22 protein-coding genes and 4 pseudogenes are annotated in these 24,500 nt (G+C 70.5%); 15 read left to right on the top strand and 11 right to left on the bottom strand.

Going from position 1 to position 24,500, the window contains the following annotated elements:
* Positions 1-69: 69 nt before the first annotated feature.
* Both VR45_RS21165 and VR45_RS48810 read right to left on the bottom strand, forming a co-directional pair.
* Positions 70-939 (bottom strand): hypothetical protein, encoded by an 870-nt coding sequence (locus tag VR45_RS21165; protein ID WP_159394288.1) that lies wholly within the window; start codon positions 937-939, stop codon positions 70-72.
* A gap of 324 nt (positions 940-1,263) precedes the next feature.
* Positions 1,264-2,160 carry an IS5 family transposase gene (locus VR45_RS48810; protein ID WP_234326058.1) on the bottom strand — a complete coding sequence of 299 codons (897 nt, stop codon included), beginning with the start codon at positions 2,158-2,160 and terminating at the stop codon, positions 1,264-1,266.
* A 291-nt stretch (positions 2,161-2,451) separates the two neighbouring features.
* Between VR45_RS48810 and VR45_RS21155 the strand changes: the two genes are divergently transcribed.
* The 3 genes from VR45_RS21155 to VR45_RS21145 are packed head-to-tail and all read left to right on the top strand — an operon-like array spanning position 2,452 to position 6,328.
* Positions 2,452-5,007 carry a CHAT domain-containing tetratricopeptide repeat protein gene (locus VR45_RS21155; RefSeq protein WP_045941360.1) on the top strand — a complete coding sequence of 852 codons (2,556 nt, stop codon included), beginning with the start codon at positions 2,452-2,454 and terminating at the stop codon, positions 5,005-5,007.
* Positions 5,004-5,411 carry a hypothetical protein gene (locus VR45_RS21150; RefSeq protein ID WP_045941359.1) on the top strand — a complete coding sequence of 136 codons (408 nt, stop codon included), beginning with the start codon at positions 5,004-5,006 and terminating at the stop codon, positions 5,409-5,411. The genes VR45_RS21155 and VR45_RS21150 overlap by 4 nt, the downstream gene beginning before the upstream one ends.
* Positions 5,408-6,328 carry a hypothetical protein gene (locus VR45_RS21145; RefSeq protein ID WP_045941358.1) on the top strand — a complete coding sequence of 307 codons (921 nt, stop codon included), beginning with the start codon at positions 5,408-5,410 and terminating at the stop codon, positions 6,326-6,328. The genes VR45_RS21150 and VR45_RS21145 overlap by 4 nt, the downstream gene beginning before the upstream one ends.
* Positions 6,329-6,868: 540 nt before the next feature.
* On the opposite strand, the gene VR45_RS21140 is transcribed toward VR45_RS21145, so the two are convergent.
* Complete coding sequence (locus VR45_RS21140) at positions 6,869-7,981, bottom strand: DUF6236 family protein (protein ID WP_045941357.1); 1,113 nt, start codon at positions 7,979-7,981, stop codon at positions 6,869-6,871.
* Between the two features lie 333 nt (positions 7,982-8,314).
* Between VR45_RS21140 and VR45_RS21135 the strand changes: the two genes are divergently transcribed.
* Both VR45_RS21135 and VR45_RS21130 read left to right on the top strand, forming a co-directional pair.
* Positions 8,315-8,671 (top strand): hypothetical protein, encoded by a 357-nt coding sequence (locus VR45_RS21135; RefSeq protein WP_045941356.1) that lies wholly within the window; start codon positions 8,315-8,317, stop codon positions 8,669-8,671.
* Positions 8,672-8,808: 137 nt separating this feature from the next.
* Positions 8,809-9,165: a hypothetical protein gene (locus VR45_RS21130; RefSeq protein WP_052709245.1), complete on the top strand. Its 357-nt coding sequence runs from the start codon at positions 8,809-8,811 to the stop codon at positions 9,163-9,165.
* Positions 9,166-9,535: 370 nt separating this feature from the next.
* On the opposite strand, the gene VR45_RS42505 is transcribed toward VR45_RS21130, so the two are convergent.
* Positions 9,536-10,117, bottom strand: a complete 582-nt coding sequence (locus tag VR45_RS42505; RefSeq protein ID WP_052709244.1) for an alpha/beta fold hydrolase — start codon at positions 10,115-10,117, stop codon at positions 9,536-9,538.
* A 75-nt stretch (positions 10,118-10,192) separates the two neighbouring features.
* Between VR45_RS42505 and VR45_RS21120 the strand changes: the two genes are divergently transcribed.
* From VR45_RS21120 to VR45_RS21105, 5 genes and pseudogenes are all read left to right on the top strand, one after another.
* Positions 10,193-10,801: a TetR/AcrR family transcriptional regulator gene (locus tag VR45_RS21120; RefSeq protein ID WP_045941367.1), complete on the top strand. Its 609-nt coding sequence runs from the start codon at positions 10,193-10,195 to the stop codon at positions 10,799-10,801.
* 162 nt (positions 10,802-10,963) lie between these two features.
* Positions 10,964-11,212 (top strand): annotated as a pseudogene (locus VR45_RS44320) (transposase); the annotation flags it as partial.
* Between the two features lie 534 nt (positions 11,213-11,746).
* Positions 11,747-13,570 carry a reverse transcriptase/maturase family protein gene (locus VR45_RS21115; RefSeq protein ID WP_045941355.1) on the top strand — a complete coding sequence of 608 codons (1,824 nt, stop codon included), beginning with the start codon at positions 11,747-11,749 and terminating at the stop codon, positions 13,568-13,570.
* A gap of 101 nt (positions 13,571-13,671) precedes the next feature.
* Positions 13,672-13,911, top strand: a pseudogene (locus VR45_RS48805) (transposase); the annotation flags it as partial.
* 730 nt (positions 13,912-14,641) lie between these two features.
* The gene (locus VR45_RS21105) at positions 14,642-15,472 is read left to right on the top strand and encodes a DUF1206 domain-containing protein (RefSeq protein ID WP_078896703.1); all 831 of its coding nucleotides are present in this window, start codon (positions 14,642-14,644) and stop codon (positions 15,470-15,472) included.
* Positions 15,473-15,629: 157 nt separating this feature from the next.
* Here VR45_RS21105 and VR45_RS21100 read toward each other — a convergent pair whose 3' ends face one another.
* From VR45_RS21100 to VR45_RS42500, 3 genes are all read right to left on the bottom strand, one after another.
* On the bottom strand, positions 15,630-16,130 hold the full coding sequence (locus VR45_RS21100; protein ID WP_159394287.1) for a hypothetical protein: 501 nt from the start codon (positions 16,128-16,130) through the stop codon (positions 15,630-15,632).
* Between the two features lie 280 nt (positions 16,131-16,410).
* The gene (locus tag VR45_RS21095) at positions 16,411-16,842 is read right to left on the bottom strand and encodes a nuclear transport factor 2 family protein (protein WP_045941353.1); all 432 of its coding nucleotides are present in this window, start codon (positions 16,840-16,842) and stop codon (positions 16,411-16,413) included.
* Positions 16,835-17,656 (bottom strand): hypothetical protein, encoded by an 822-nt coding sequence (locus tag VR45_RS42500; RefSeq protein ID WP_159394286.1) that lies wholly within the window; start codon positions 17,654-17,656, stop codon positions 16,835-16,837. The genes VR45_RS21095 and VR45_RS42500 overlap by 8 nt, the downstream gene beginning before the upstream one ends.
* A gap of 15 nt (positions 17,657-17,671) precedes the next feature.
* Between VR45_RS42500 and VR45_RS21085 the strand changes: the two genes are divergently transcribed.
* A complete protein-coding gene (locus VR45_RS21085; protein ID WP_045941352.1) occupies positions 17,672-18,340 on the top strand; it encodes a hypothetical protein in 669 nt (222 codons plus the stop codon).
* Positions 18,341-19,146: 806 nt separating this feature from the next.
* Here VR45_RS21085 and VR45_RS21080 read toward each other — a convergent pair.
* The 3 genes from VR45_RS21080 to VR45_RS21075 all read right to left on the bottom strand — a co-directional run bounded on the left by VR45_RS21080 (position 19,147) and on the right by VR45_RS21075 (position 21,473).
* Entirely contained in the window at positions 19,147-19,839 is a 693-nt protein-coding gene (locus tag VR45_RS21080; RefSeq protein ID WP_045941351.1) for a DUF6882 domain-containing protein, read from the bottom strand.
* A gap of 165 nt (positions 19,840-20,004) precedes the next feature.
* On the bottom strand, positions 20,005-20,388 hold the full coding sequence (locus VR45_RS47085; RefSeq protein WP_159394285.1) for a hypothetical protein: 384 nt from the start codon (positions 20,386-20,388) through the stop codon (positions 20,005-20,007).
* An 842-nt stretch (positions 20,389-21,230) separates the two neighbouring features.
* Positions 21,231-21,473 (bottom strand): hypothetical protein, encoded by a 243-nt coding sequence (locus VR45_RS21075; protein ID WP_045941350.1) that lies wholly within the window; start codon positions 21,471-21,473, stop codon positions 21,231-21,233.
* A gap of 86 nt (positions 21,474-21,559) precedes the next feature.
* Here VR45_RS21075 and VR45_RS21070 point away from each other — a divergent pair.
* Positions 21,560-21,754, top strand: a pseudogene (locus VR45_RS21070) (N-acetyltransferase); the annotation flags it as partial.
* A 153-nt stretch (positions 21,755-21,907) separates the two neighbouring features.
* Here VR45_RS21070 and VR45_RS50100 read toward each other — a convergent pair.
* The gene (locus VR45_RS50100; RefSeq protein WP_045941349.1) at positions 21,908-22,879 is read right to left on the bottom strand and encodes a LuxR C-terminal-related transcriptional regulator; all 972 of its coding nucleotides are present in this window, start codon (positions 22,877-22,879) and stop codon (positions 21,908-21,910) included.
* A 382-nt stretch (positions 22,880-23,261) separates the two neighbouring features.
* Here VR45_RS50100 and VR45_RS47080 point away from each other — a divergent pair, with 382 nt between their 5' ends.
* The 3 genes and pseudogenes from VR45_RS47080 to VR45_RS47075 all read left to right on the top strand — a co-directional run.
* On the top strand, positions 23,262-23,432 hold the full coding sequence (locus tag VR45_RS47080) for a hypothetical protein (RefSeq protein ID WP_159394284.1): 171 nt from the start codon (positions 23,262-23,264) through the stop codon (positions 23,430-23,432).
* 5 nt (positions 23,433-23,437) lie between these two features.
* Positions 23,438-23,734, top strand: coding sequence for a hypothetical protein (locus VR45_RS21055; protein ID WP_045941347.1), 297 nt, complete (start codon positions 23,438-23,440; stop codon positions 23,732-23,734).
* 162 nt (positions 23,735-23,896) lie between these two features.
* Positions 23,897-24,500: pseudogene (locus VR45_RS47075) on the top strand (hypothetical protein); the annotation flags it as partial.

Genomic DNA, 24,500 nt, shown 5'->3' with positions numbered 1-24,500 from the left:
GCCAGGACCGCGGCGGCCAGGAGAACCGCCGCGCCCGCGAACCGGAAAGGGCGCCTCATATGAATTCCCCTAATTCGACCAGGCGTTGTAGCAGTAGCCTACCGGGTGCTGCGCGCTGCCGTTGCCGACCCAGTGGTCGGTGACGGCACGGCTGTAGATGTCGTAGTAGAAGAGGTCGTACAGCGGATAAGCCTCCAGATAACCGAACTGGCCGGCCGGAACGACGTACGACCCGGCCTCGGTGCGCGTGGCCGTGTCGGTCACACTGAACCCGACCTGGGAGGAGACCTTCCAGGCGGCGATCGACACGCTCGCCGACCAGGTGCTCGCTATCGCCCTGCTCTGGGTCAGCGTCAGGGTCATGGGACCGGGGCCGGTGACCATGTCGACCCTTCCGCTCCCGCAGACCTGACCGGCGTACCGCACGTCGCGGACCTCCAGGGTGATGTCGCTGTCGACCGTGCCCGGGGTCTGCGGGACCGTCGCGGACTTCGTGGCGGGTGCCCCCTGAGGAAGCGTCGGAGCGGGAGCCTGGCGGTCGACGGTCCAGTGACCGGGCACCGCACCCGACGGGAGCCGGGTCGCCACCCCCGCCCCCGAGACGAGCGAAGGCGCGTCGGACGCGGGTCCCGCCTGGGCCTGCGGCGCGACCATCATGGCCATCGCCCCCATGCCGGCCACGGCACACGCAATACGAGAAATCAAATTCCGCATAATTCCCCCTGCTTCGATTGGAATACAATATCTGGACGCCTTGCACGGCGTCGCGCTCTTCGCGCGGGCGATCGCCCGGCTGATCGAAACCCCAGAGCTGTTCGAGACGGTGCCACTGCCGATCGCACCCCATTCCCGGTCGATCTGCTCGCAATAGCAGTCGGCCAGCGGCTGGTAGTAGTTGCCGCTCCAACCCGGATCAATATCAGCGGCACTCGCCGGCACAGCCCCCCGGGCCCCAGCCACCGCGGCACCAGCGCATGCCGACAACGGCCTTCTTCGTCATCGATTCCCCCTCCTGCGCCGACCCCGATCAGGTCGACTACAGAAGACCCTAGGCTCCAAAGGACAGAACACGGGCAACACTTGAGGAAGAGTTGAGGTAGCCACGACAAGTAATAGACGGCTCTCCACTCGGAATCGGGCTGTGCACATAGTTCGCACCGCCTTCGACCCCGTTGACGCCCCAGGAGTGAAACTCACCGGGCCCCGGATCCTGAACCCACAGGCCGGACGGTGAAACTCACCAACCCAGATCAGCGGGAGTGCTCAAACTCCCCACCGCAGGTCAGCGGCCCTGCGGTGGGGAGCGGCACTCCGGTCAGGTCCGGCGCCACCAGGAGCTGGTGCGCTTGGCCTCGGCCGCTGCGGCTTCGGCGGCGGCCCGCTCGCGCTCGGCCTCCTGGCGGGCGTGCTCGGCGGCGTGGCGGCAGTCGGCGCACAGCCCGTCGTCGTCCCAGGTGTCGGCCTGGTCCTGTTCGGCCCACCGCTCGTCGGAGAACTTCGCCCGGCAGCGGGTGCAGGCCGGACGGCGCCGCTCCCGCTCCTTCCGCTCCCACTGCGCCTCGCGGGCCCGGCGTGCAGCCTCCTGCTGCTGCTCCAGCAGCCGGTCACCGTCCGGGTTGTCGAGCGCCTCGGTGAGGGTGGCCCACTGCTGGCCGCCGAAGCGTGCCGTTGACGCAGCCGCTCCAGCAACGTCGGGCCGGCCTCGCGGTCGGTGACGCAGGCCGCGGTGACCAGCACCGTCAGCAGCAGCCCGAGGGTGTCCACGACGATGTGCCTCTTGCGGCCGTTCACCTTCTTCCCCCCGTCGAACCCCCGGCTTGCGGCCGGCACCGAGGCCGCCGCCTTCACCGATTGGGCGTCGATGATGCCCGCGGTCGGCTCCGGATCGCGGCCCGCCGCCTCTCGGACCCGATCCCGCAGCCGGTCGTGGAACTCGGCGGCCAGGCCCTGGTCCCGCCAGCGCCGGAAGAACGCGTAGACGCGGTCCCATGCGGGGAAGTCCGCGGGCATCGCCCTCCAGGTGATGCCGCCCGCGACCAGGTAGCGCACCGCGTCGACCAGCTGCCGGTGGCAGTAGCCCTCCGGCCGCCCACCTCTTCCTTCCAGCCAGGCGGGCACGGGCATCGCGTCGCGCACGACGGCCCATTCCGCATCGGTCATGTCCGAGGGGTACTTCGGTCGTCTGTGCGGCCGGTCAACGGCGTTTCCGAACTAGTGAGCGAGACAATCACACTCCCGGGCAGCCCAGTTGGAGCCGACCGGCGCGAGGGCGTACAACTGCGACAACAGGGCCTCCTGGCGCGCTCAAGGTCTCGACAACCCCGAGCTGCACCAGAGGCCCTGTCTTCATGCTCGGCACGCGGCAAGATCACCCGACCGAGCCGTTCCAGTCGAACTCATGTCCACCACGATCGGTACGACAACGGCTTCTTACGGCACTGGAGCAGCGCCGTGGCGTGGGCGGAGTACCTCGCTGACGGCCGCCCGCTGCGCATCGCGGCGCACCTTCGGCTCGGGCGGCTGCTGCTGGCTTTCTCCGATGCGCCCGGAGCCGCGCACCACCTCGAATGGGCTTCCCAGCTCACCAGCCTGAGCCTCGAGTCCCCCGGCGAGCCGGTGTGGCTCACCGCGACGACGGACGCGGCGGCCGTGGCGGACGCGCTCTTCTCCCTCGGTGTCGTCCACCGTGACCGAGGCGACATCCTCGGCTCGGAGCGGGTGTTCCAGGAGGCGATCGGCCTGTACTCGGCCCTCGGGAGGCGGCGGTCGGTCGCCGAGGCGGTCGCGGCGCTCGGCCACACCTACCAGGCGCGGGGCGTGCTCGGTGCCGCGGAGCAGCACTACGAGCACGCGCTCGGGATCCTGGACGGACTCCCCGAACGGCTCCCGCAGCTCAGGCTCCGGATCCTCTCCAACCTCGGTGCCCTGCGCGAGCAGGAGGGGCGTCTCGACGAGGCCGGAGCGCTTCTGGCCGAGGCCACCAGGCTCGTGACGCAGGAGACCCCGCCGCAGCAGCACGGGTCGCTGCTGAACAACCGCGGCCGGGTGGCCTTCAAGGCGCACCGGGACGGTGAGGCGGCTGCCCTCTACCAGCAGGCGGTGAACGCGTTCCGGGCGGACGAGGGCGAGAGGTCCGGTCTCGCGGACATCCTCTTCAACCTCGCGGAAGTGCGGCTGGCGCTGGGCGACGCCGCCTCGGCGGTCTCGGCGTTCCGTGAGGGACTCGCCGTCGAGGAAGCGCAGCTGTGGTCGGTACTCCGAACCGGTTCACAGCGTGAGTGGCTCGCGGTGGCCTCGCGCGCCCAGCACCGGGCGCACCAACTGCTGGACATCGCCGTCTCCTCCTGTGCGGGAGACCTCGCGGTCGCGGAGCTGACGGCCGACGTCCTGCTGAACCGCACCGGGCTCGCGACCACGGCCGACCTGGTCCGGCGCGAGATCCGGTCGTGGGCCAGCGCCGCCGCCCTGCTCGACGACCCCCGACTCGACGAACTCCGGCGCGACGCCGCGGTCCTGGAGGCCGCCATCGGGAGCAGGATGCTGGCCGGTCCACCCGCCGGCATGGAGCGCGACCACGCGGAAGGCCTGGTCGCGGACCGGTTCCGTCTGGAGGCCATCGAATCCGAGATCTCGGCCCGAGTCCTTGGCGGATCCGACGGCGAGGTGTTCGCGCTGTCATGGCGTCGGATCGCGGAAGCGCTGCCCTCCGACAGCGCCTTGGTCGACCTGCGGCGCTACGCCTCGTACGACTACGCGGCCAACGACCGGACGAACGCCCTCGTCGGCGAACACCGGTACGCGGCCCTCGTCCTGCGCCGGGACGCGAACCCCGTGCTCGTCCCGCTCGGTGCGGCCGAGGCGATCGACGCCCTGGCCGTCGACGCGGTCGCGGCCTTCAGCGGTCTGAGGGCAACCGACGCCACCGTCCTGTCTGCGCTCCGGGAGGCGGTCGTCGAGCCGCTGCTGCCACGGCTCGCGGGCGTGTGCGCCGTCCTGATCGCTCCGGACGGCGAACTGAACCGGCTCCCGTTCGAGGCCGTCCCGCTCAGCGGTGACCGCCTGGTCATGGACAAGTACGCCGTCAGCTACCTGCCGACGGCGCGGGACGTCCTGCGTCTCGGCGCGCCCCTGGCCCCCGCTGGCCCTCCGCTCGTCATGGCCGATCCGGACCTGGACCTGAACGCCTCGGCCGACCGGCCACCACAGAGCGCCGTGCCCGCCTTCGGCCGACTGCCAGCCGCCCGCGCCGAGGCCGAGCACGTGGCTGGGCTGCTCGGCGTGGCGCCCCTGCTGGGCGGCGACGCGGTGAAGCGCAGCATCACGGGGGCACGCGGCCCGGCGGTGCTCCACATTGCCACCCACGGGTTCTTCCTGCCGGTCGTCCAGCCAGAGGCGGTGGATCCCGCGGAGATCCGGGCCGGGGACGTCCTGCGGCCGACCGCCCCCGGGCGACGGATGATGACGCTCGACGGGGTCCTGGCCACCCCGATCGACTTCACAGCCGAGCCGGCCGGCCCGTTCCGGCGCCTGTCCGGTGAGGGGCTGGACGATCCGATGCTGCGGTCGGGCCTGGCACTGGCCGGGGCGAACACGTGGCTCGCCGGAGGGGAGCCGCCGCCCGCAGCGGAGAACGGCGTGGTCACCGCGGCCGACCTGGCGGCCACCGACCTGGGCGCGACCAAACTGGTCGTGCTCTCGGCATGCGACACCGCACTCGGCGAGACCCGCACCGGCGACGGGGTGTTCGGGATGCGGCGGGGGGTCTCGCTCGCCGGCGCCCGGAGCCTGGTGATGAGCCTGTGGAAGGTGCCCGACAAGCAGACGCGCGAGCTGATGGAGGAGTTCTACGCCCGGCTCATGGCCGGTGCGGGCGTGCTGGAGGCGCTGACGGCGGCCCGGCGCGCGCAGCGCCTCAAGTACCCGCACCCCGTCTACTGGGCAGCGTTCGTCTGCCAGGGGGACCCGGGACCGGTCCGGCTCGACCAGCTCGTGAGGGAGCACCGATGACCGACGCCGCGGAGATCACCGCGCTGCTGCGGCCCCTGCCGCGGCCCAACCCGCACCCCGGCGTCCTGCTGGACGACGACCGGGACGCGACACGTGTGCTGGCCGCCGTCCTGCGCTACTTCGACGCGGACGACGACCGTCCGGCGGTGACGGTTCTCGCTGGCGCGATACCGCTCGGCCTGCTCCATCGCCGGGACGCCTACAGTCTTCCGCCGCCCGCGTTGAGCACGCGCGACTACGGGGCCTCCGACCACGCGGCCCTGCCGGGTGACGTTCGCTACGAGATGATCACCATGTGCTGCCCCGCAGCGGACTGCCCCTACCGTCTCGCGCTGATCCTCCATCCGCTCCGGGCGCCCCGCTGCCCGGTGCATCCCGAACAGACGCTGGTGGTGGTCGGATGAGCGGCATCATGCCGCCCGGCCTGCTCCAGGACCACGGACGCCGCTTCTCGATCACCGGCACCCTTCCCACGCTGGCCGTCCTGTTCACCGTGCTGGCGGAGCTTGCTTCCGGCGCGCCCTCACACATGCCCAGCAGGGAGCGGCTGGTCGGCTCGCTCGAGTCGCTCGTGCCCGGTGAGTGGGTCCTGCTGTTCCTGGGCGTGACCGTCGCGGCGCTCGTCCTGCAGCCGCTCCAGCGGCAGCTGGTCCGTTGGATGGAGGGCTATCCGATGATGCGGGGCCCAGGCGCAGTCCTGGGGCGTCCGCTCGTCGCCCGCTGGCGGCGGCACTGGGCGCGGCTGGACGCACTGCAGCAGAGGGTCGACCCCCGCCCTGAGGACCTGCCAGCGATGGCCGCGGCCGCCGCCCGTCTGGCCAGGCTGCCGCGTTCGCCGGACCGGCTCATGCCGACCGGTCTCGGGAATACACTCCGCGCGGCCGAGGACCGGCCCACCGACACCTACGGCCTCGACGCGGTGGCCGCCTGGCCGGAGTTGTACGCACTCCTCCCCGAGTCGACGGCGACGCTCGTGGACGACGCCCGTGACCAGCTGGACACCACCTGTCGGATGGCCGCGGCACTCGCCTTGATGGGCGGCCTCTCCGCGGTCATCCTCCCGCCCAGCCGGTGGACGCTCCTGGCCGTGGCGTTCCTGCTTGCGTCCGTCCTCACCTACCGGAGCGCGATCGGCGCCGCCGAGGGCTACGGCCGGCTTGTCAACGCGGCTGTGAACCTGCACAGGTTCGACCTGTTGACGGCTTTCCGGCTGCCGCTGCCCGCCGACCCGGCCGAGGAGCGCGATCGCTTCCGCGCCCTCTCGAACCACCTCCGCCAGGGGCTGCCCATCACCGGGCCCTACGAGCACAGGTCCCCCTGACCTGGGCGCAGGCCCTGCAGTACCTTGCCGCGATCGCCGTCCACGACTCCGCCCGCAACGCCCTCGCGGAAGCGGACCTCGACTCCCTGACCGGCCGGTCCGTCACCGATATCAAGGACCCCGCAAGGCCCGCCTGCACCTGACGGCGGATCTGCAGGAGACCGACGACTACGCGCTCATGCCCGCACGCGTCCCAGGCCCGTTCCGAGACTTCCACATCACCTGGACCTGCCCCGGGGCGAGCACGCCGCGCGCTACCGTCGTGCGGAGCATCCATGACGCCCGACGAAGCTGACCGAGGGTAGAGCAGGGGAACGGGACGATGTCGGGATCGAAGATCTCGCGGTGCTCGGCAGCCGAGAGCCGTTGGTAGCGACGCCCAGCGCAGTGGAGAGAACCTGGGCGGTGCAGCGCAGCGGTTCGGAGAGGGCGAAGGCGCGCTCGGCGTCGCGGCCCACCGCCAGCCGCAGTCGCCCGCCAGAGCAGTTGCAGTGGCGCCGATCCGGTCGCGCCGCCTGGCCCCGCCTCCGGGTCGGCAGGTCACCTACGTAGGGCAAGACGGCGCAGGAGGGATCGAGGGGCGAGGGCCTGCTCGACGCTGAGGAGGTAGCTCGCGACGGGGGCGGCGCTGCGCAGATCGTTTCGGTACTGACCGGCCGCCTGGCGCAGAGAAGAGAGGCCGAAGGCGGCACCGGCAGCGGTGCCGATGAGGGGCTGTCCGGCCAGTGCGCCGCCGCCGATTGCCGCAAGACCTGCCGGTAGGTCGAACTTGAGGTTGGCCGCGCTGAACATGGTGTCGATTCGCGCGCCCTTCAGTGCGCGGCGCAGTTCGACGAGCGGTGTCTCGAAGCGGCGTTCGACTTCGAGCGCGGTGTACTCCAGCCGTGCGACGGGCAGCGAGACGTCGGCCAGCCGGTCGCGCAGCAGGTCGACGGCTTCGCCGATAGCGGCATGAAAGGCTTCGAACTCCGCTTGGTGGCGACGGCGTACGGCTGCGATTCGGCCGGCCGCCACCGCGTTCAGGTCGCGGGGCAACACCGTGCGGATCGCGAGCAGTCCCATCGCATCCGTCGGGTCGGGCAGGCTGTCGTCGCCCTGTGGTGCGCCTGTCAGTGCCGACAGGACGCGGTCGGCGGACCACCTGTGGGGTTGGAGGTGGGCGTCGTCCTGATCGGTAGTGGGGGTGAACTGTCCCATCTCGGCGGCCTGCGCGCTCAGGACGCACTTGTAGATCCACACCAGGCGCGGATGCATGGCCATCCAGGGAAGCAGGGGCCCCCCGCCGGGCGGGTACGCGACGCTCTCGGCAGCCAAGCCGGTGCTACTCAGCGCGTCACGCAGTTCGGGGGCCATCTCGTCCCAGTGCACTGCCGCCGCTCGGGCCGTGGGTCCCGCCAGCGCAGTCGCGAGGCGCTCCTGGTGTGCGTTGAGGACCTCCAGGAACAGCGGTGCCACCGCGTGGGCAGCAGCATCCGGGGGCACTGGAATCAGGAACTCGAGCTCATCGTCGAACACGCGGGCGGTCTCCGTGTCAGCCACCGGATACCCGGTCGGAACCACCCGGGCCATCCGCGGCCAGTACAGCGCCGCAGCCTTGAGCCACCGCTCATCGCGGAAGTGGATGTACGGGTAGTACAGGCCGATGTCTCGCACCTTCCACTCCTCCCCTAACCGACCGTCCCGGGGCCGACGCCCCCGAGCATTCTGTCTCGGCGAGCCGTCTTTCACACCGGACTCCAGGTGAGCCGGTGGACGCCTCTTCACTTCCGGTCAAGGTCGAGTGGCAGAAATCCGCAGGGCGTCAAGGTCACTTGTCAATCGGTCGAGATCGCCTGTCACGGGACAGTCGGTCACCGGACTCCTTCGGTCTCAATGTTGTCCCGTCTTGGTGGGCCTGGCCCCGGTCTCAAGTGACCTGGTTCGATTCGCTTGGCGTCTCAATTGATCTGGTCCGGCAGGGCGGCTTGGGTCGAATACGGTGCTGGTATGGCAGAGGCCCTTCCCCCTGACGTGGCTGACGTTCTCGACGTCCTTCTCAGCAGCGACGATCCCGTTCACCTGGCGCTCCGCGATCAGGTACCCCACCTCCGGGTTCGAGAGCGCTGTACCTGTGGATGTGGCACCGCCTATTTCGAGCTCGACACAGCGGCGGTCCGACCGGCGCCCTCCGGGGCGAGCACGGTGGTAGCGGCCGAGGCACAGATCTACACGGGGAACGGCGATTGCCCCGGCGAAGTCCTGGTCTTTGCCGAGGCGGGCTATCTGTCGTGGCTGGAGGTCTGCTCGTGGAGCGACGACATCGAGGTCACGCTGGCCCTGGCCCAGCAGACGCTGGGCCGCTGACCCACCCGTGCTGGGCTGCATCGACCAGATTGTTTGAGACGGGATGTCACCCGTTCGCGTGACGCGATCCGCTTCTGGGCCACGATGATCCGCAGGATGCTCCACTCTCGCACTGCCGGGGTGATGGAGGCGGGGAGGTGCTCGTGGGTAAGCCGGCGGAAGCCGTACCGGCCTGGGAGTGGCTCTCGGATATCCAGGTCGGTTTCGTCGGGGCCGACGGCTCCGAGCGGTTCGGTCCACTGGCCCGGCATTGGGACGAACCTTTTGAACGTGCCTCGCCAGCTCGGAAGTTCACTGCGTTCAAGGGGCAGAAGAACTTCACGGGCGAGGACTGGGCGGCGATGTCGCGCTCCCTGGTGGGCTACGAGTCGTGGGTTGAGCGGGATGCCGCGATGGCTCTGGATTTCGATCCCGCCGTCACCGCCCTGGCCTCCCAGCCCTTTCGCCTGGTCTGGAAGGACGGGGCGCGCAACCGCGAGCACGCCCCGGACTAGCCATTCCTCTCTGTAACTACCGGCAACTTGCGCAGTCCCTACCCAAAACCGCAGATACACCAGCCGATGCCGTACTCGCGGGCGGCGCGCTACTTGAAGGCGACGAAGAGGTAACCGCCGTCCACATCGTGCTCCCGCGGCCGCACCTCACGCCGATCGAGCCGGTCGAGGACGACCGGCAGGATCTTTGCTGCGCCGCCCGCGGCGGCTGCGGACAGTCCGGAGGGCAGGCACTCGGCGGTGACCCCTCGAGGCCGATCGCCGGCCCTGTGACTGACTGCGGGTGGCCCCCACGGCCCGTGGGGCGCGTCCCGGGTGGGGGCGCCCCACGGGCCGTGGGTGATGCGGTTCCTCGTCCGTTTCGGTCCGGTCAGGCGGCGAGCAGTTCGGTGACCAGGCGAACGGCCTCCGGCACCTCGACGTGGTCGTCCGGGGTGGCTCCGAAGTGGGCACCGGTCGGCGTCACCACGGCGGTCGCGCCGAGGCCCTCGACCAGCAGCCGGACGTGCTCGGACGGGTCGGGCTGGTTGACCGGGTCGTCCATCGCCTGCAGGACCCGGAAGTGGCGGGCGGAGCGGCGGATCCGCTCCCAGTCGAAGCCCCCCTCGAAGAACGGGGCGAGTTCGTCGTAGCCGACCTCGTGGGCCGAGGTCGCCACCAGGAGGACGCCCGTGAACACCCCGTCCACCTCGGGGTCGTGCTGCTCCAGGAACCGGAGCACGTTGACGCCGCCGATGCTGTGCCCGACCAGGACCGTGGACCCGGCGGGGCCGACGGCCAGCGCGGCGTCGCCGAACGCCTCGCGCCAGGGCCCGAGCTGCGGGGCTTCGGTCTGCGGCAGGCGGGGCACGGTAACGCGGTGCCCCGCGGCCGCGAGCCGCTCGGTCAGGTACGGGAACCAGACGCTGTCGTCGCTCGCGCCGTAGCCGTGCGACACCACGATCTCGCTCATGATCGATTCACTCCCCCAAATAAAAACGATACGTTGCGTTTCGATTGAACCTAGCACACTGCTAGCGTGTTCCGCGTGCCCACCGGACCATCCCCGAACCGCCGCACCGGCGGCCGGCTCCGCAGCGAGGAAGCCCACGACTCCGTCCTGGCCGCCGCGATCGAACTCGTCGAGGAGCTCGGCTACCAGGCCGTCACCGTCGAACGGATCGCCGCCCGCGCCGATGTCGCCAAGAGCACCATCTACCGCTGGTGGAAGTCGAGAGCGACCCTCGTCATGGACGCCTACCGCGCCGCCGTCGAACAACGGATGCCCGAACCCGACACCGGCTCCCTCGCCGGCGACCTGACCGCCTTCGCCACCGCCCTGTACGGCGTCACCGCACACCCCCTCCGGGTGCAGACCCTGCGCGGCCTGATGGCCGAAGCCCAACTCGACCCCGCCTTCGCCGAACCCTTCCGGGACTGGGTGGAGAGCCGCCGGGCGGTTGTGTCCGCGATCCTGGCGCGTGGAGCGCAACGCGGCGACCTACCGCCCACCGCCGACCTGGACGCCGTCACCGACCAGCTCTTCGGCCTCTTCTGGTACCGCCTCCTGGTCGGCCACCAACCGCTCGACCCCGCCCAGGCGGCGACCCACGTCGACCAACTCCTCCACGGCCTGCACGCACGGCACCACCGGTAGGCCCGTCCGTCGGACCGGGCGGGCCGTCCCGGACGGGCTGGACACGCCCCAGTACGGGCTGATTCTGACCACGCACATGAAGGCATTCGTCGACGTGGACGCGGCCGTGCGTGAGCGAGAGGCAATCACACCTCAGACCGCGTTTGAGATCTGCGGTGCCCAGTGGCTCAGGTGATCGTTGAGTCTCGTGTGAGTAGTAGTGGGGGCGGGTACCCGTCTGACCTGACGGATGAACAGTGGGCACTGGTGGAGCCACTGCTCCCGCCGGCGCGGGTGGGACCGAAGGGCGGTCGGCGGGAGAAGCATCCCCGGCGGAGGATCGTCGACGCGATCTTCTATGTGGTGCGGACCGGGTGTGCCTGGCGGCAGTTGCCAAAGGACTTCCCGCCCTGGCCCACTGTGTACTGGTACTGCGCGCCGTGAGGCGCTTCGTTGTATCCCCGGTTCAGCCGGGATGAACTTGGAGGGGGGTTCTTGGGTCACCTGACTTACCTGGACGCGAAAGCGTGAGGGGAAAACAGCATGTCAGGAAAGCGGTGGCCGCTCGGAGTTGTCCAGGGCGGGGTCCCGCAAGACCCGCGTGATATGGCCAAGACTGGATTGTTTGAAGCCTAATCTCCAGCGGTGAAAGTAGACACCCGTCGGAACGACAGCTGAAACCGATGCTCTCGTCTTGCCTGGGTATGAAATACCTGCTCGGGCAACCTCCAAGGTGAGAGGCGCCTTCCAACGAGGATGGCCAAGGGGATGAGTGGGCGGCCTACGTCATGCTCGAAACGTACAACGAAGACGTACCACGGGATCGCCTAAGGGGCGCGAGCCCTATGGCGACGGAGTGTCCGTAGTAGTCGCAGGAGTAACGACCTGCCGGGGAGGCCGGGAAAGCCGGTCGCAGGGCGAAGGGACACAGGTGATCAAGACGTCCATTGCGGGGAGGCATGCGTAATGCAGAGCGCCAAAACGGTGTTGGACGTCATTCGGGAACGTGGCAGGCGTGGCCTGCCACTGGAAAGGCTGTACCGGCAACTGTTCAATCCGCAGTTGTTCCTCATGGCCTACGGCCGAATCCACGCCAACAGGGGTGCGATGACGCCAGGGGCCACTGGGGAGACCGTGGACGGCATGTCGCTGGCGAAGATCGAGGCGATCATCCGAGCCCTGCGCACGGAGTCGTTCCGATGGACGCCGGTGAGGCGGGTCTACATCGAGAAGAAGGGGTCCACGAAGAAGCGCCCGCTCGGCCTGCCGACCTGGTCGGACAAGCTGGTCGCCGAGGTGGTTCGCCTGGTGTTGGAGGCGTACTACGACGTCCAGTTCTCCGACCGCTCCCACGGCTTCCGCCCCGGAAGGGGCTGCCACACCGCGCTGCGTGACGTGGTGAAGTACTGGACCGGAACACGATGGTTCATCGAAGGAGACATCTCCGACTGCTTCGGCAGCCTGGATCACGAGATCATGCTCGCGACCCTTGGAGAGAAGATTCACGACAACCGGATGCTGCTACTAATCGAGCGCATACTCAAGGCCGGATACCTGGAGGACTGGAAATGGAACGCCACGCTGAGCGGTGCGCCGCAAGGCGGGGTAGCATCACCGGTCCTGTCGAATATCTACCTCGACCGGCTCGATCAGTTCGTTGAACAGGAGCTACTGCCGGAATTTAATCGAGGGGACACGCGGAGGCGCCTACCCGAGTACCACCGGATCGGTTCTCGGATCTTCTGGGCACAACAGCGCGGAGATCGCGTTGAGGTCAGGCGACTGCGACTAATGAAACGCAGCATGCCGAGTGCCGACCCGAACGATCCTGAGTTCCGACGCCTGCGGTACGTCAGGTATGCCGATGACTGGCTCCTCGGATTCGCCGGACCGAAGCACGAGGCCGAGGAGATCAAATCGAGGATGCGGAACTTCCTGCGAGACGAACTCAAGCTGGAACTCTCCGAGTCCAAGACACTGATCACACACGCCACCAACCAGGCGGCGCGATTTCTCGGCTACGAGATCAAAGCCCAACGATGTGACACGAAGCTGACCGGCCCCCGTCGGTCAGCGAACGGGATCATCGGGCTCTTCGTGCCACGGCAAGTAGTCCGGCAGCGCAGTGCGATGTACATGAGGGACGGGAAACCGGCACCACGCGGAGTGCTCCACCACGACAGCGACTTCTCGATCGTGGCGGCGTACCAGGCGGAGTACCGGGGACTCGTCCAGTACTACCTCCTCGCCCAGGATGTCTCCCAACTGGCCCGGCTCCGTTGGGTCATGGAAACGTCCCTGCTCAAGACCCTGGCTGGGAAGCACAAGTCCTCCGTCACGAAGATGGCCCGCCGCTACAAGGCGACCATCGACACGCCGGTCGGACCCCGCGAGTGCTTGCAAGTCACGGTCGAGCGCGGTGGCGGTAAGAAGCCGTTGGTGGCCCGCTTCGGCGGGATCCCACTTCAGCGGCAGCGCACAGCGGTACTGGCCGACGAGAGGCCGCGGGAGCCGAACCACGTCAGCGGAGTTGAACTGCTGAAGCGGCTCCTGGCCGACGAGTGCGAGATGTGCGCGTCACGCCGTGGACTCGAAGTCCACCACATCCGCAAGCTCGCCGATCTGAAGCGACCCGGCCGGCCCGAAACGCCGGTGTGGATCACGCTCATGGCGATACGACGCCGCAAGACCCTCGTGGTCTGCCAGCCCTGTCACCAGGACATCCACGCAGGCCGGGCCACCTCTTCCACCCGAAAACGACCACTGGAGAGCGGTGTGCTGGGAAACTAGCCCGCACCGTTCGGGAAGGGGCCGTCGGAAAAGGACCCGCACCACGGGCACCTCGTCGGCGGCCTACTTCACTCACCTGGTGGCACGACGACGGCACCGTCGAGCGCATCCACGACGGCCTGCGCCGCCAGGTACGCGAGGCCGACGGCCGCAATGCCGAGCCGAGCGCGGGACTGATCGACTCGCAGTCGGTCCGCACCGCTGACACCGTGCCCGCGTCGACCAGGGGATTCGACGCCGGCAAGAAGGTCAAAGGCCGCAAGCGGTTCCTGGTCACCGACACCCTCGGCCTGCTGGTGGCCGTCCACGTGGTTGCCGCGAGCGTCCAGGACCGAGACGGCGGTCGCCGCCCGCTTCTGGGGGCCCGGCTCGACCACCCGCGGATTTCGAGACAGCTCGCGGAAGACCGTCCGGATCCCCCGGCCGGCCCGATCCCGGACACGACGAGTGGTCACCCACCGCAGGGATGCCGAGTGCTGTCCGCAGCTGCCTCCCGGCCACTGCCCCAGGGCGCCCCGGCCCGTGACAGAACCTGGCCCTCCGGGCCCCGCTCACCGCTGTCGTCCTGCCGACCGCCCAGGAACCGCTGCGCGACCTGACGGGCGCCACCCTCGGGCAACGACGACCGGCGGGCCGGTTCCCGGACAACACGCGCGGCCTCCGGCACACCCCGCTGACGCGCCGGGACGGCACACGGCTCCACACCGACACCCCCCCGGGGCGACCTCGACCGCATCCGGCGCAAGCCGGACGTCCCCGTCGGCCCCGGCGTGCCCGAACAGGACACCCGGACCGCAATGCCCGCCGCTGCACGGTCGATGGCGTCCTGCGGAGCAGGCGCACGCCGGACCCGGTGACAGTGCGGGCCTGCCCACCGATCCGGCGGCGACCGACGGTGTTCCGGCTCGCGGCGGCCGCCGCGTCGGCGCCGGTGACGGTCCCGCAGGAACGGCCCGGCCGGAGCGCGGCGAGGACGGTGGAAATCGGGTGCCGGGGGTGCCGTGCGTGGCAGACCGGAAAGGGGGCACACGGCTGCCGGGCGCGCCGCGCGCTCCGGACAGGGGAGGCGTCATGGTGGCCACCGCACGGGAGTTCCGGTCCAGTGGGGAGGTGCCGACCGGTCCGTTCCTGCGCGCCGCCGGGCGGGCCGGCTTCACAGCCCGCGGAGTCGTCTACGTCGTGATCGGCTACCTCGCCCTGCGGATCGCGACGGACGGCCGGGGCCCGGACGAGGCCGACCGTGAAGGGGCACTGCGCCAGATCGCGGCCCGGCCCGGCGGCACGCTCCTCCTGTGGCTGCTCGTCCTCGGCTTCGCGTGCATGACGCTCTGGCGCGCCGCCGCCGCAATGTCGCACGACGAGCACGGCGGCGGTCGGCGCAAGCCGGGCAAGCGGTTGCCGGACGCCGGGCGGGCGGTGTTCTACGCGTCGGTCTGCTGGGGCACCGCCGCCTTCGCCTCCGGTACCGCAGGCGGGTCGAACAGCGACCGCGCATCCAAGGACCGGACGGCCGACGCGCTCGCCCTGCCGGGTGGCCGCCTGCTGGTGGGCGCAGCCGGCCTGGCACTGGTCGGCGTGGGTGTGGGCATCGCCGTGCGCGCCGCCCTGCGGACCTTCCTGCGCCGACTGGACACCGTCTCAATGGGCCGGCGCACCCGTACCGCGGTCACCGCAATCGGGGTCGCCGGCAACGCGGCGCGCGGCGTGGTGTTCGCGGGCGTGGGGCTCTTCGCCATCACGGCGGCGGCCCGCTACGACCCCGGGCGGGCGAGAGGCGTCGACGACACCCTCCGGTCCTTCACGCACACCCCGGCCGGCCCGTGGCTGCTCGCCGCCGTGGCGGTCGGACTGCAGCTGTTCGGCGTCTTCTCGTTCGTCTCCGCACACCGACGGCGCTTCTGACCCGAAGAACACCTCCCCCACCGCATCCGGTACCGCCGGCCCTGCGCCGCGCGGCCACGGTCACCGTGCAGTGGCCTGGCCCCTGTGCCGTCCGCCGACCGGCCCCGCCTGCTGACGGTCCGACAGTCTCCAGGATCGCGATGTCACGACAAGCGGCTCATTGCTCGTCCTTGGGGCCCTGGACGTCGACAGGCTGCGTGCCGTTGAAGGTCACCAGGATCCCGAAGGGGTCCGCCAGTCGGAACCTGCTCTCCGTGAACCGGATCGCCCACGTTCGGTCGGCCCACACCACCACTTCGGGACCTGCCAACGGCAACTCCGGAAGATCCAGCCAGCTCAGTTCCTCGGGTGTGAGCTCGAAGTGCCGCTCCCTGAGCCGGGTCCGGCAGTACCGCACGGCTCGGTCGACGAAGACGTCGAAATTGCTCACAACGTCGAGAACGAGTTGGAGGGCGACCTCTTCAGGCGGCGCGGCCGGCTCGATCACCAGACTGACAACCGCCGCGTTACCGCCCGCCGACTCCGGGAAGCAGCCGGTCCAGCAGGCCAAGGACGCAGGGCTCTCCGTCCGTTCCAACGCGAGCCCAGCGATACGCAGCGTTGCAGGCAGGTCCACATCAGTGTCCGCGGTACTTGGAATTCCGCCGTCGTCCGACATCGGTTCAGCATATGCGAAGCCCCATCACGCCGATCAGCCCGACAGCCGAGCCGCGCAGCGACCGCGCGACCGGCTCCGGGGCCGTGCCGTCGAGGTCGTGCCGGAGCCTCCGCGGGAGGAGTGCCGGCCGTTCTGCGGGCGGTGGTCGGCCGGCTTCCTCAGACTGTCGCTGCGGCGCCGCACTGCTGCCGCCCGGTGTGCACGCCGAGCAGTCGGAGGACGTCGGCGCGGCCGGAGCCGCCTCACCCGCTCCGGCCGCGCGCGCGGGCCGTACGCCGGATCAGGCCAGGCGGTCCGGAATCGGGGCGAGCGCGTAGTTCTCCCGGACGAACGAGTCCATCTGGTGCCGGTCACCGGAGAGGTTCACCACCCGGTCGACCTTGCCCGCCGCGTCGAAGTGCCAGACCAGCGCCCAGGTGGTGTCGACCTTCCCGGTGCCCTCGGTGGTCCAGCCCCGGTGAATGTCGACCACGTACTCGTCGTTGACGCCGAAGAAGATCGGCTCCGCCTTGAAGCCGGACTTTCCCAGCTGGTCGAAGAAGGCCCGCACCTCGGCCACCCCGCGCTTGGTACCGGAGAGCGGGTGGCGCCCCGGGATGGTCCACTCGATCCCCTCGGCCAGCACCTCGCTCATCGCGTCGACGTCACCCGCGCCGTAGGCCGCGAAGAAGGCCTCGATCGCAGCAACCTTCGGGTCCTTCGTCTCACTCATGGGTCCCCCTCGAATCCTCGTGCACCGATCCCCCTGATCGGTGCCGCGGAGATCCTGCTCGAAGCAGATGCCCGACGCCAATGCGGTCCCGGTATGCGGGACGGAGTCCGGTGGGTGGCGCAACGGTCGCGCAACCCCTTCGATCGGCGGGGTCCTGACCGACTGTCATGCATCGGAGGCCTGTCCGGCCCGTCGGAAAGGGACGTGGAGCGTGCGCCACGTCGACACATCGCCGCAAGCCGGGGCCGAGGGCGGTCCCGGAGGCCCACCGGGCGCGCATGGCCCGGTCGTAGACGACGAGGTTGCCGTCGGACTGCATGATGACCCTGCCCGGCGCGGTGTTGGCGGTCGTGGTGTTCCAGACCGCGTGGCCGCCCTCGTCGTACTGCACGAGGTTGCCGTCGTTCTGGTAGACGAGCCGCTCGTCGCCGTTGCCGGAGACCAGCGAGTCGCCGGGGAGCAGGCAGTTGCGCCAGTCCATGTGGTCCCAGCCGCGCGGGTTGCGCACGCAGTCCCACTCCCGGTCGACGTCGGCCGACGCGCTGGTGGCGGTGCCGAGGCCGATGACACCGGCCAGGGCGGTCGCGGCAGTTACGAGCGCGACGAGCCGCTTGGGGGGCCTACCAGTCTCAACCCCCAACCTTCCCACCGGCCGCTGACGGGCATCCCTTCCAGGGAAATCCTCGTCGGGCGACCTGGGAACGTAAGGGCTAGCGTGGAAATGGTGAACGTAGGTACCTGACATTTCGCCGCCCGCGGCAACTGTTGATCCGTGCATCCGGGAGGGGTCGCCGTGGAGCGCCGGCACAACCACAAGGAGATGGTGGGAATGTCGCACCAGTTCCCGGGTGCGGACAAGGGGTCCCCCGAGCTTGACGTGAGGGACGCGGAGCCCGTTCGGATACCCGACGGACTGGCCGGTGAGTTGTCTGCTCGCCCTGAACACACCGGCCGCAAGCACAAGCTCTACCCGGACATTCCGCTCGTTCTCGACGGAGAAGTGGTGGAGGACCTTGAACGCATGAACGCGGAAGTGACGCGGCCCTTGTTCATGACGCGTCTGATCCACAACTCGTCCCTGGCTCTGGGGGCCTTCACCGACCGCGAAGCGATGCTGTCGGAGGCGCGCCGTATGTACACCGACGCCGAGAAAGGGGCGCTGGAGGCGGCCCTCGAGGCGACCTGTACGCAGCCACCGGACGCCTTGCCCACACAGGTCTGTTTCTTCGAGGACATCGATGAGCAAGGCGACGTGAAGTGTGTGGGGGCGGGGCTGGGATATCCGGACCTGAGCAAAGTGCACAGAGGTTTTCTGGGCGCAGGGGATTGGATTTTCGTCATCTCCTCCTTGAGCAGGTGCCGGTTCGATGTGTCACTGTTCGATCTCCTCGAATGGCACGGGGACGAGTTCTTCCAACCCAAGGGATGCAATACTCCCGATCTCGGGCGCTTCCGCTGGAACGACCTGGCGGTGTCCATCGCGAATTGGGGGACGTGACCCGCCGCCCGATGCCAACGGCGGAGTGCGTCAATCCGCCGGGGGCAGCGGAACCGACGCCCGTCCTGGAGGCGCACCACGCCGGCGCGGCCCAGCGCCAGCGGCGGCCTGACGTTGTTAGGGACGACGTCGCCCACCTCGGGCGCCTCCGCCCTCTCCGATCATCCTCGGTCGCCCTTGGTCGATCCAGCCGGCTATACCCAGGACCCGTACGCCGGACGGTGCGGTGACGACTCCCAGGTCGGCAGAGGTTGACTCATCCGCTGATTCAACCAGGTACGGATCGGCTGACTCCCCGCCCCGGCAGTACGCAGCGCGCCACCGAAGCCGAAGTCACAAACCCCGGTGCTCCGTCAAACTCGGTACGCCCCGTGTACGAGCCTGCGGTTGTGAAGGCCTCGATGGTGACGGGGCGTTGGTGCAGCGGGACTCCGGGCAGATGGGGTGGCCACGGGGTCGGTCGGCCGAACGCGGTGATGCTGTCGAGGCCGTCGGGCCGTTCCCGGACGGCTGCACGAGGACGGCCGCGGCTGCGGGGGCCTCGCGGCAGTGCAGCCACGCCACTTCGCCGACGCGGGGCCCGCAGGCGTGGGGGCGGCGCAGCGCCATCGCGCCCAGTACCTGTCCGGAGCCGTCGTGGGCCACAAGGGCGCACGACTGCCCCTCGTGTGTCCCGTCGATGCGCGGGAGCGGGCGCTGCGCGGGGAGTTCGGCCCGCCCCGTCGAGGGCGCCTTCGGCGTCGCCGGGTCGCTTCGCGCAGCGGCCCGACGACGTTGCTGCCGGTCGTGATCGGCGATGCCACGATCTAGGCCGGGACCGGTCCGACGTCGACGCCCGAGATCCGGCCGAGTTCGTCGAAGGAGACCACCGTGGTGCCGCCGCCGGGCAGCTGCGCGGTAGTCCGGTCGGCTTCCTCCCGTACCTGGACCCCGTGCAGGGCGAACCAGCCTTCGACCACCCGCCGCGGCGAGCGGGCGAAGAGCTGCGCACCGGTGAGCAGGTGGCGCGGCATGGCGACCGGGTCGAACCCTGCCGGCCGGAGCTGCGGGTCCTGCGGCACGAAGTAGACCCGGCTCCCGGGGCCGGCTTCCTGGCCGAGGTAGCCGGGTGCACCGAGCACCGCCGCGCCGAGGAAGGCCAGCGCCTCCGCGGCATGGCGCGGATCGATGAAGCCGGCCAGGTCCACGCCCTCCTGCACCAGCTCGGCGACGCCGTGTCGGCGGCCGAACTCGGCGATCCGCTCACCGGCCGCGACCACCGCGCCGCCGCGCAGCCCAGGGTTGGCCCAGCCCCACAGCCAGGTCTGCTCGTCCGTGTCGTAGCTGCCCAGCAGCCCGACCCGCAGGGTCCGGCCGCCGGACTCGTAGCGGCACTCGTCGAGGTCCGCGCTCCACGGGCCGCCCGGGACGGCCTGGCCGATCAGTTCGAGCTGCTGGGCGCCCCACGCCGCGTGGTACTCGGCGGCGTCCAGGAAGGCGTCGGAGAAAGCAGTGATCATCCGGGCAGCCTAGGGGACGTCGGCTGCGGGCCCGGAGCAGGGCCCTGACCTGAGGTAGTCCCGGGATCAACCCAGGTCAACAGCCACCAGCGACAGGCCCGGCCAGGCAGGCCCTGGGAACGGTCTGGCTGACGGGCAACCCCGGGGATGTGACGTCTCCCCAGGTCAACCGCCCGTAGGTGGGGAATCGAGCAGAGCAGTTCTGTGTCGCGCGCCTGGGCCAGGGTGCTCCACTGCTGGCCGCAGAAGCGCCACCAGATCGGCGGCGCCGAAGCGGCGCAGCGGCGTCCCGGTGGTGGCCACCACCGGGAGGGCGGGGTGCGGCTGCGCGGTCATGATGCCGTCCTCCCAGTGGGCGGGTGCGTGCCAGGCGTGCCGGGAGGCGCGGACACGGCGCAGCAGTCGCTCGCGGTCGGCTTTCGCCTTGGCCTTCTTCTGCTCCGCAGTGCGCGGTGGGGCGCCGGGTCGGCGGGTGCGCTTGCGGCCGGCCTCGAGAACGAGCGCGACCGGGGGCAGCCCTTCGCGGCCGGTGGCCGGGTGGCGGTCCACAGGCGCAGGTCGTGGGCGCGGGCGCCGGGACGGTGGAGCGAGGTCTCGAAGGCGCGCTTGGTGGCGCCCTTCGCGGGGAGCCGGCACCAGGTGCGGTGGGTGGCGAGCTTGGCCACGAGGGTGCCGGCGCCCTCGTTGTCCCGGTCGACCTCCACCAGGAGCACCGGCACGTCCGTGCCGGGGTCGGTGAGGACCAGATCGGCGAAGAGCGAGCGGCGGCCGGGCAGCTTGTGCTCGACCTCGGTGGAGAACGCGGCGCGGGCTCTGTGCGGACGGCAGCTGCGCGATTTCGGCGTCGACCACCGTCCGATCGAGGCGATCGTGAAGGACGCCCGCGCGGAGGTGAATGCCTCCTTGTCAGGTACGAAGGAGACCGGGTGTCGGCCACCCGCCAGATCGCCCTGCGCGCCGCCTACTACCTCACCTGCGGCGGGTGGAAGCGCCCTGCTGGAGCGCAGCGACCTCCCGGGCAGCGGGCCCACCGCTCATGCGCGAGGAGAGGCGGACCTTCTTGTCGTGGGCCGAGCGTTGCAGGTGTGTGTTTTGGCACCCGGTGCAGGGCGACCCGTTGGCGGTCCGCCTGCGGTGCGGAGCCCGAGCCGGACCGTGTTGTGCTCGGCCCGGAGCAGGGCGCCGTACAGCTCGCCGGCGTCGGGCATCGAGTCGGCTCCACTGTGCTGCTCGTGCTGGTCGCGGAGATCGGCCACCAGGTCGGCGGGGCGCTTGAGGTCCGGCCGGAGCGGAGACCTGGGCAGGGGCGCGCAGTGGCCTTCGCTCCGGTGGTGGTGCGGGGGCGCTGGCGGGTCACGGCCACCGTCCTCGCCGATCCGACGGCGTGCGGCTCAGGAGTCCGCCTCGGTGCGGAGGTGGCCGAGCAGCTCCCGGGCTGCGGTCTGCGCATCCGCGCAGTTGCGGTGGCCACCGTAGGGAACCGGGGTGCCGCGCACGGCCTCCAGCTGGGCGCTGATGGGCTCGCCCGGGTCGAGCGGGACGAATGCGACGGGTTCGTCCGTGATGGGCCGCCCCTGCGCGTCGAGGAGGAACAGCCAGGTTCCGGCCGGTCCGTTGACGGCGGCAGCCGACACGTCACCGAGGCCCGTGGTGAGCCGGTGTGCCAGGTCGGCGGTACGAGGGTCGAGGACGGTGGCGCCGCGCGGCAACCGGCGAGGCCGATCGGGCCGGCGCGGACGGCGAGATCTCCTGGTGGGTGGTGGACGAGCTGGTGGACAGCGAGGTCGAGCAGGCCCTCGACGAACTGGTGCCGCGGTGGATCGCCGCCGACCGGCCGTTCCAGCGGCCGCGCTTCCTCGGCCGCGAGATCTCCGGGTCGGACTGGCTCGCCCTGCCGGAGCACCCCGACGCGTGAGCAGCCCCTGTCGTCGTGCGCCGGGGGCGGCAGTGGCCGCCTCCCGGCGCACCGGTCACCGCAGCGCGTCGCCACCACGCACACCGGGTGCGGCCGGGTCGGCGCGGTGCCCGGTTCGGCACCGCCCGGTCGTGGCCGGGCGGGTCGCCGGGGTCAGAGCCAGCCGTGTTGGGCGGCTTTGATGCCGGCTTCGAAGCGGCTGGTGGCGTTGAGGCGTTCCATGATGGAGGCCATGTGGCGGCCGACGGTGCGGGAGGAGATGCCGAGGCGTTGGCCGGCGGTGTCGTCGGTGAGGCCGGTGCCGAGCAGGCGCAGGAGGTCGCGTTCGGTGGGGGTGAGTCCGGTGGCGGGGTCCTCGGGAGTGGCGGCGCCGAGGGGGACGGCGGTGTTCCAGGCCTGTTCGTAGAGGTCGAGGAGGGCGTTGAGGATGCCGGGCTCGGTGATGTGCAGGGCGCCTTTGCGGGTGTCGTCGGGGTCGATGGGGACGAGGGCCTGGGTGCGGTCGACGATGACGACGCGCTGGGGGACGGTGGGGGCGGTGCGCACTTCACCGCCCTGGCCGAGCAGCCAGTGGGCGTAGTGGGCGGCGTGCGGCTGGTGGCGGTTGGAGTCCTGGTAGAGGGTGCGGATGCTCACGCCGCGGGCGAGTGCCTGGGCGTCGGCCGGGCGGGAGGCGGCGAGGTCCTCGGGGCGTTGGGTGCCGGGCTGGCTGCTGAGGACTTCGCGGGTGGCGGTGCGGCCCATGCGCTCCAGGCGGCCGTGGATGGCGTCGAGGCCGAGGAGGCGTTCGCCGTGGGCGGTGTGGTGTTCGGCGCGGTCGGCGACCATGCGGGTCACGGCGGCGCGGGAGGTGGCGAGGGCGGCCTGGCGGGCGGCGAGGTCGGCTTCCTGGCGGGCGACCATGTCGGCGAGGCCGATGGCGGGGTCGACGGCGCGCATCCTGCCGGGGTGTTCGGCGGAGGCGCGGATCAGCATGAGGGTGCCGAGTTCGTCCAGGGCGTCGTGGAACTGGCCGGGGGTGAGGCCACTGCGAGCGGCGAGGGTGTCGATGTCGTCCGCAGGACCGTCGAGCATGGCCCGGTAGACCTGGCAGGCAGTGGACGAGAGGCCGAGTGCCTCCAACATGGTTCCCCCCGGAAACGTGTGGCGGACATGCACGACGGTGCACGAACGTGACTGATGATTTCAGCGGGGCGCAGTTGCACACAAGGGCCGACCTGTCCCGCCTGCGGCGGCTTTCACCGGTTTGACCAGCGGATTCCCCTCTGTGTCACCTACTGGGGGAACCGGCCGCGCCCCAGGTCCTGACACGTCTACGGCGGACTGTCCGATGTCGGACAGTCCGGTTGGCGACAGCCGGTTCGCCTTCCGGTGGGCCCCGTGGCAGGCCAAGCTGGTGATCGCCGCCGGAGAAACCGACCGGACGGCGAACCGGAACGAGCGTCAACCGCGGGACGCCGAACCGGAACTCCCGTGTCCAACCGAGTCGTTCAGGAGAATCACCGATATGCGCAGCCACCTGGTCAAGGTCGTCGCGGTCACCGCCCTCGCCCTCACCGCCCTGTTCGCGGCCCCGGCCGTCCTCGTCCCCTCCGCCTCCGGACCCGCCGCCGCTGCCCCCTCCCCCTCCCCGAGCGGCACCGTGCCCGGCACCGGCGACAGCCTCGGCTGGGGCTGACCCCCTTGGACGTTGTCCACGCCAGCCTGAGGCGCAGGGATCGCGGTGCGGTCGCGTCGCAGGAAGCGAGCGAGGTCGTCGGCATCCTGTGGGCCCACGCCCGGCCCGGTGACGCGCTCCAGCACATCACCGCCCGCCCCCAGGACGACCGGGTGGACCTGCTGCTCTACCTCCTCACCCGCCGCACTGCCGACGGCCCGTCGGACCCCGTCGCCTCCGCGCACACCCTGATCGCCCGGGGCCACCGCGCCTCGCCGCTGCTGTCCCGCCGCTACCACCCGCCGGCGCCGGAAACCTGCTGATCGTCCGTCATCAGCCCGCCGGGCCGCCGGCGGGGCCTTCGCCCCGGCTTTTCGACACCGACCGCTGTTCCTGCAGGACAGCCGTCCGCCGACACCCGCCGGGCCGCCCCGCGCGCCCGCCGTGCCACGTCACCACCCGAACCCGACCCAAGGAGATTCCGCATGCCTTCCTCCCTCCGCTCCAGGCTCGTCCGGCTCACCCTGGCCGCCGCCGTCGCCGCCTCCGGCGCGATCGCCACCACCGCGGTCACCGTCGCCACCGCCACCACCGCCCAGGCGGCGTCCTCGGTGGGCGGCCAGATCACCCGCAGCGAGGTACTCGCCCGTGCCAACGACTGGTACAACCGCAATGTCCAGTACGACCAGGACGCCTCGGCCGCCGACGTCGGCGGCCGCTACTACCGCACCGACTGCTCCGGGTTCGTCTCGATGGCCTGGCACCTGGCCTCCAGCGAGAACACCGACAGCATCGACGTGCGGTCGCTGACCACCCGCGTCGCGCTGACCGACCTCCAGCCCGGCGACGCCCTCGACAACGACCCCCACGACGGCAACATCCTCGGCTCGGGCCACATCGTCCTGTTCGACCGCTGGATAGACAGGTCCGCCGGCACCTTCGCCTACATCGCCGAGTCCAGCAAGGCCAACGACATGCAGAAGGGCACCGCCTCCATCTACGGCGGCGACATCGGCGGCCACCCGGCCAGCGGCTACTTCGGTCTCCGCTACAACAACATCACCGGCGCAAGCGCCTCCGCCGGTACGG

It is taken from the genome of Streptomyces sp. NRRL S-495 (genome assembly GCF_000966955.1).
Taxonomy (GTDB): domain Bacteria; phylum Actinomycetota; class Actinomycetes; order Streptomycetales; family Streptomycetaceae; genus Kitasatospora; species Kitasatospora purpeofusca.
This window is presented reverse-complemented; position numbering and strand designations above follow the sequence as displayed.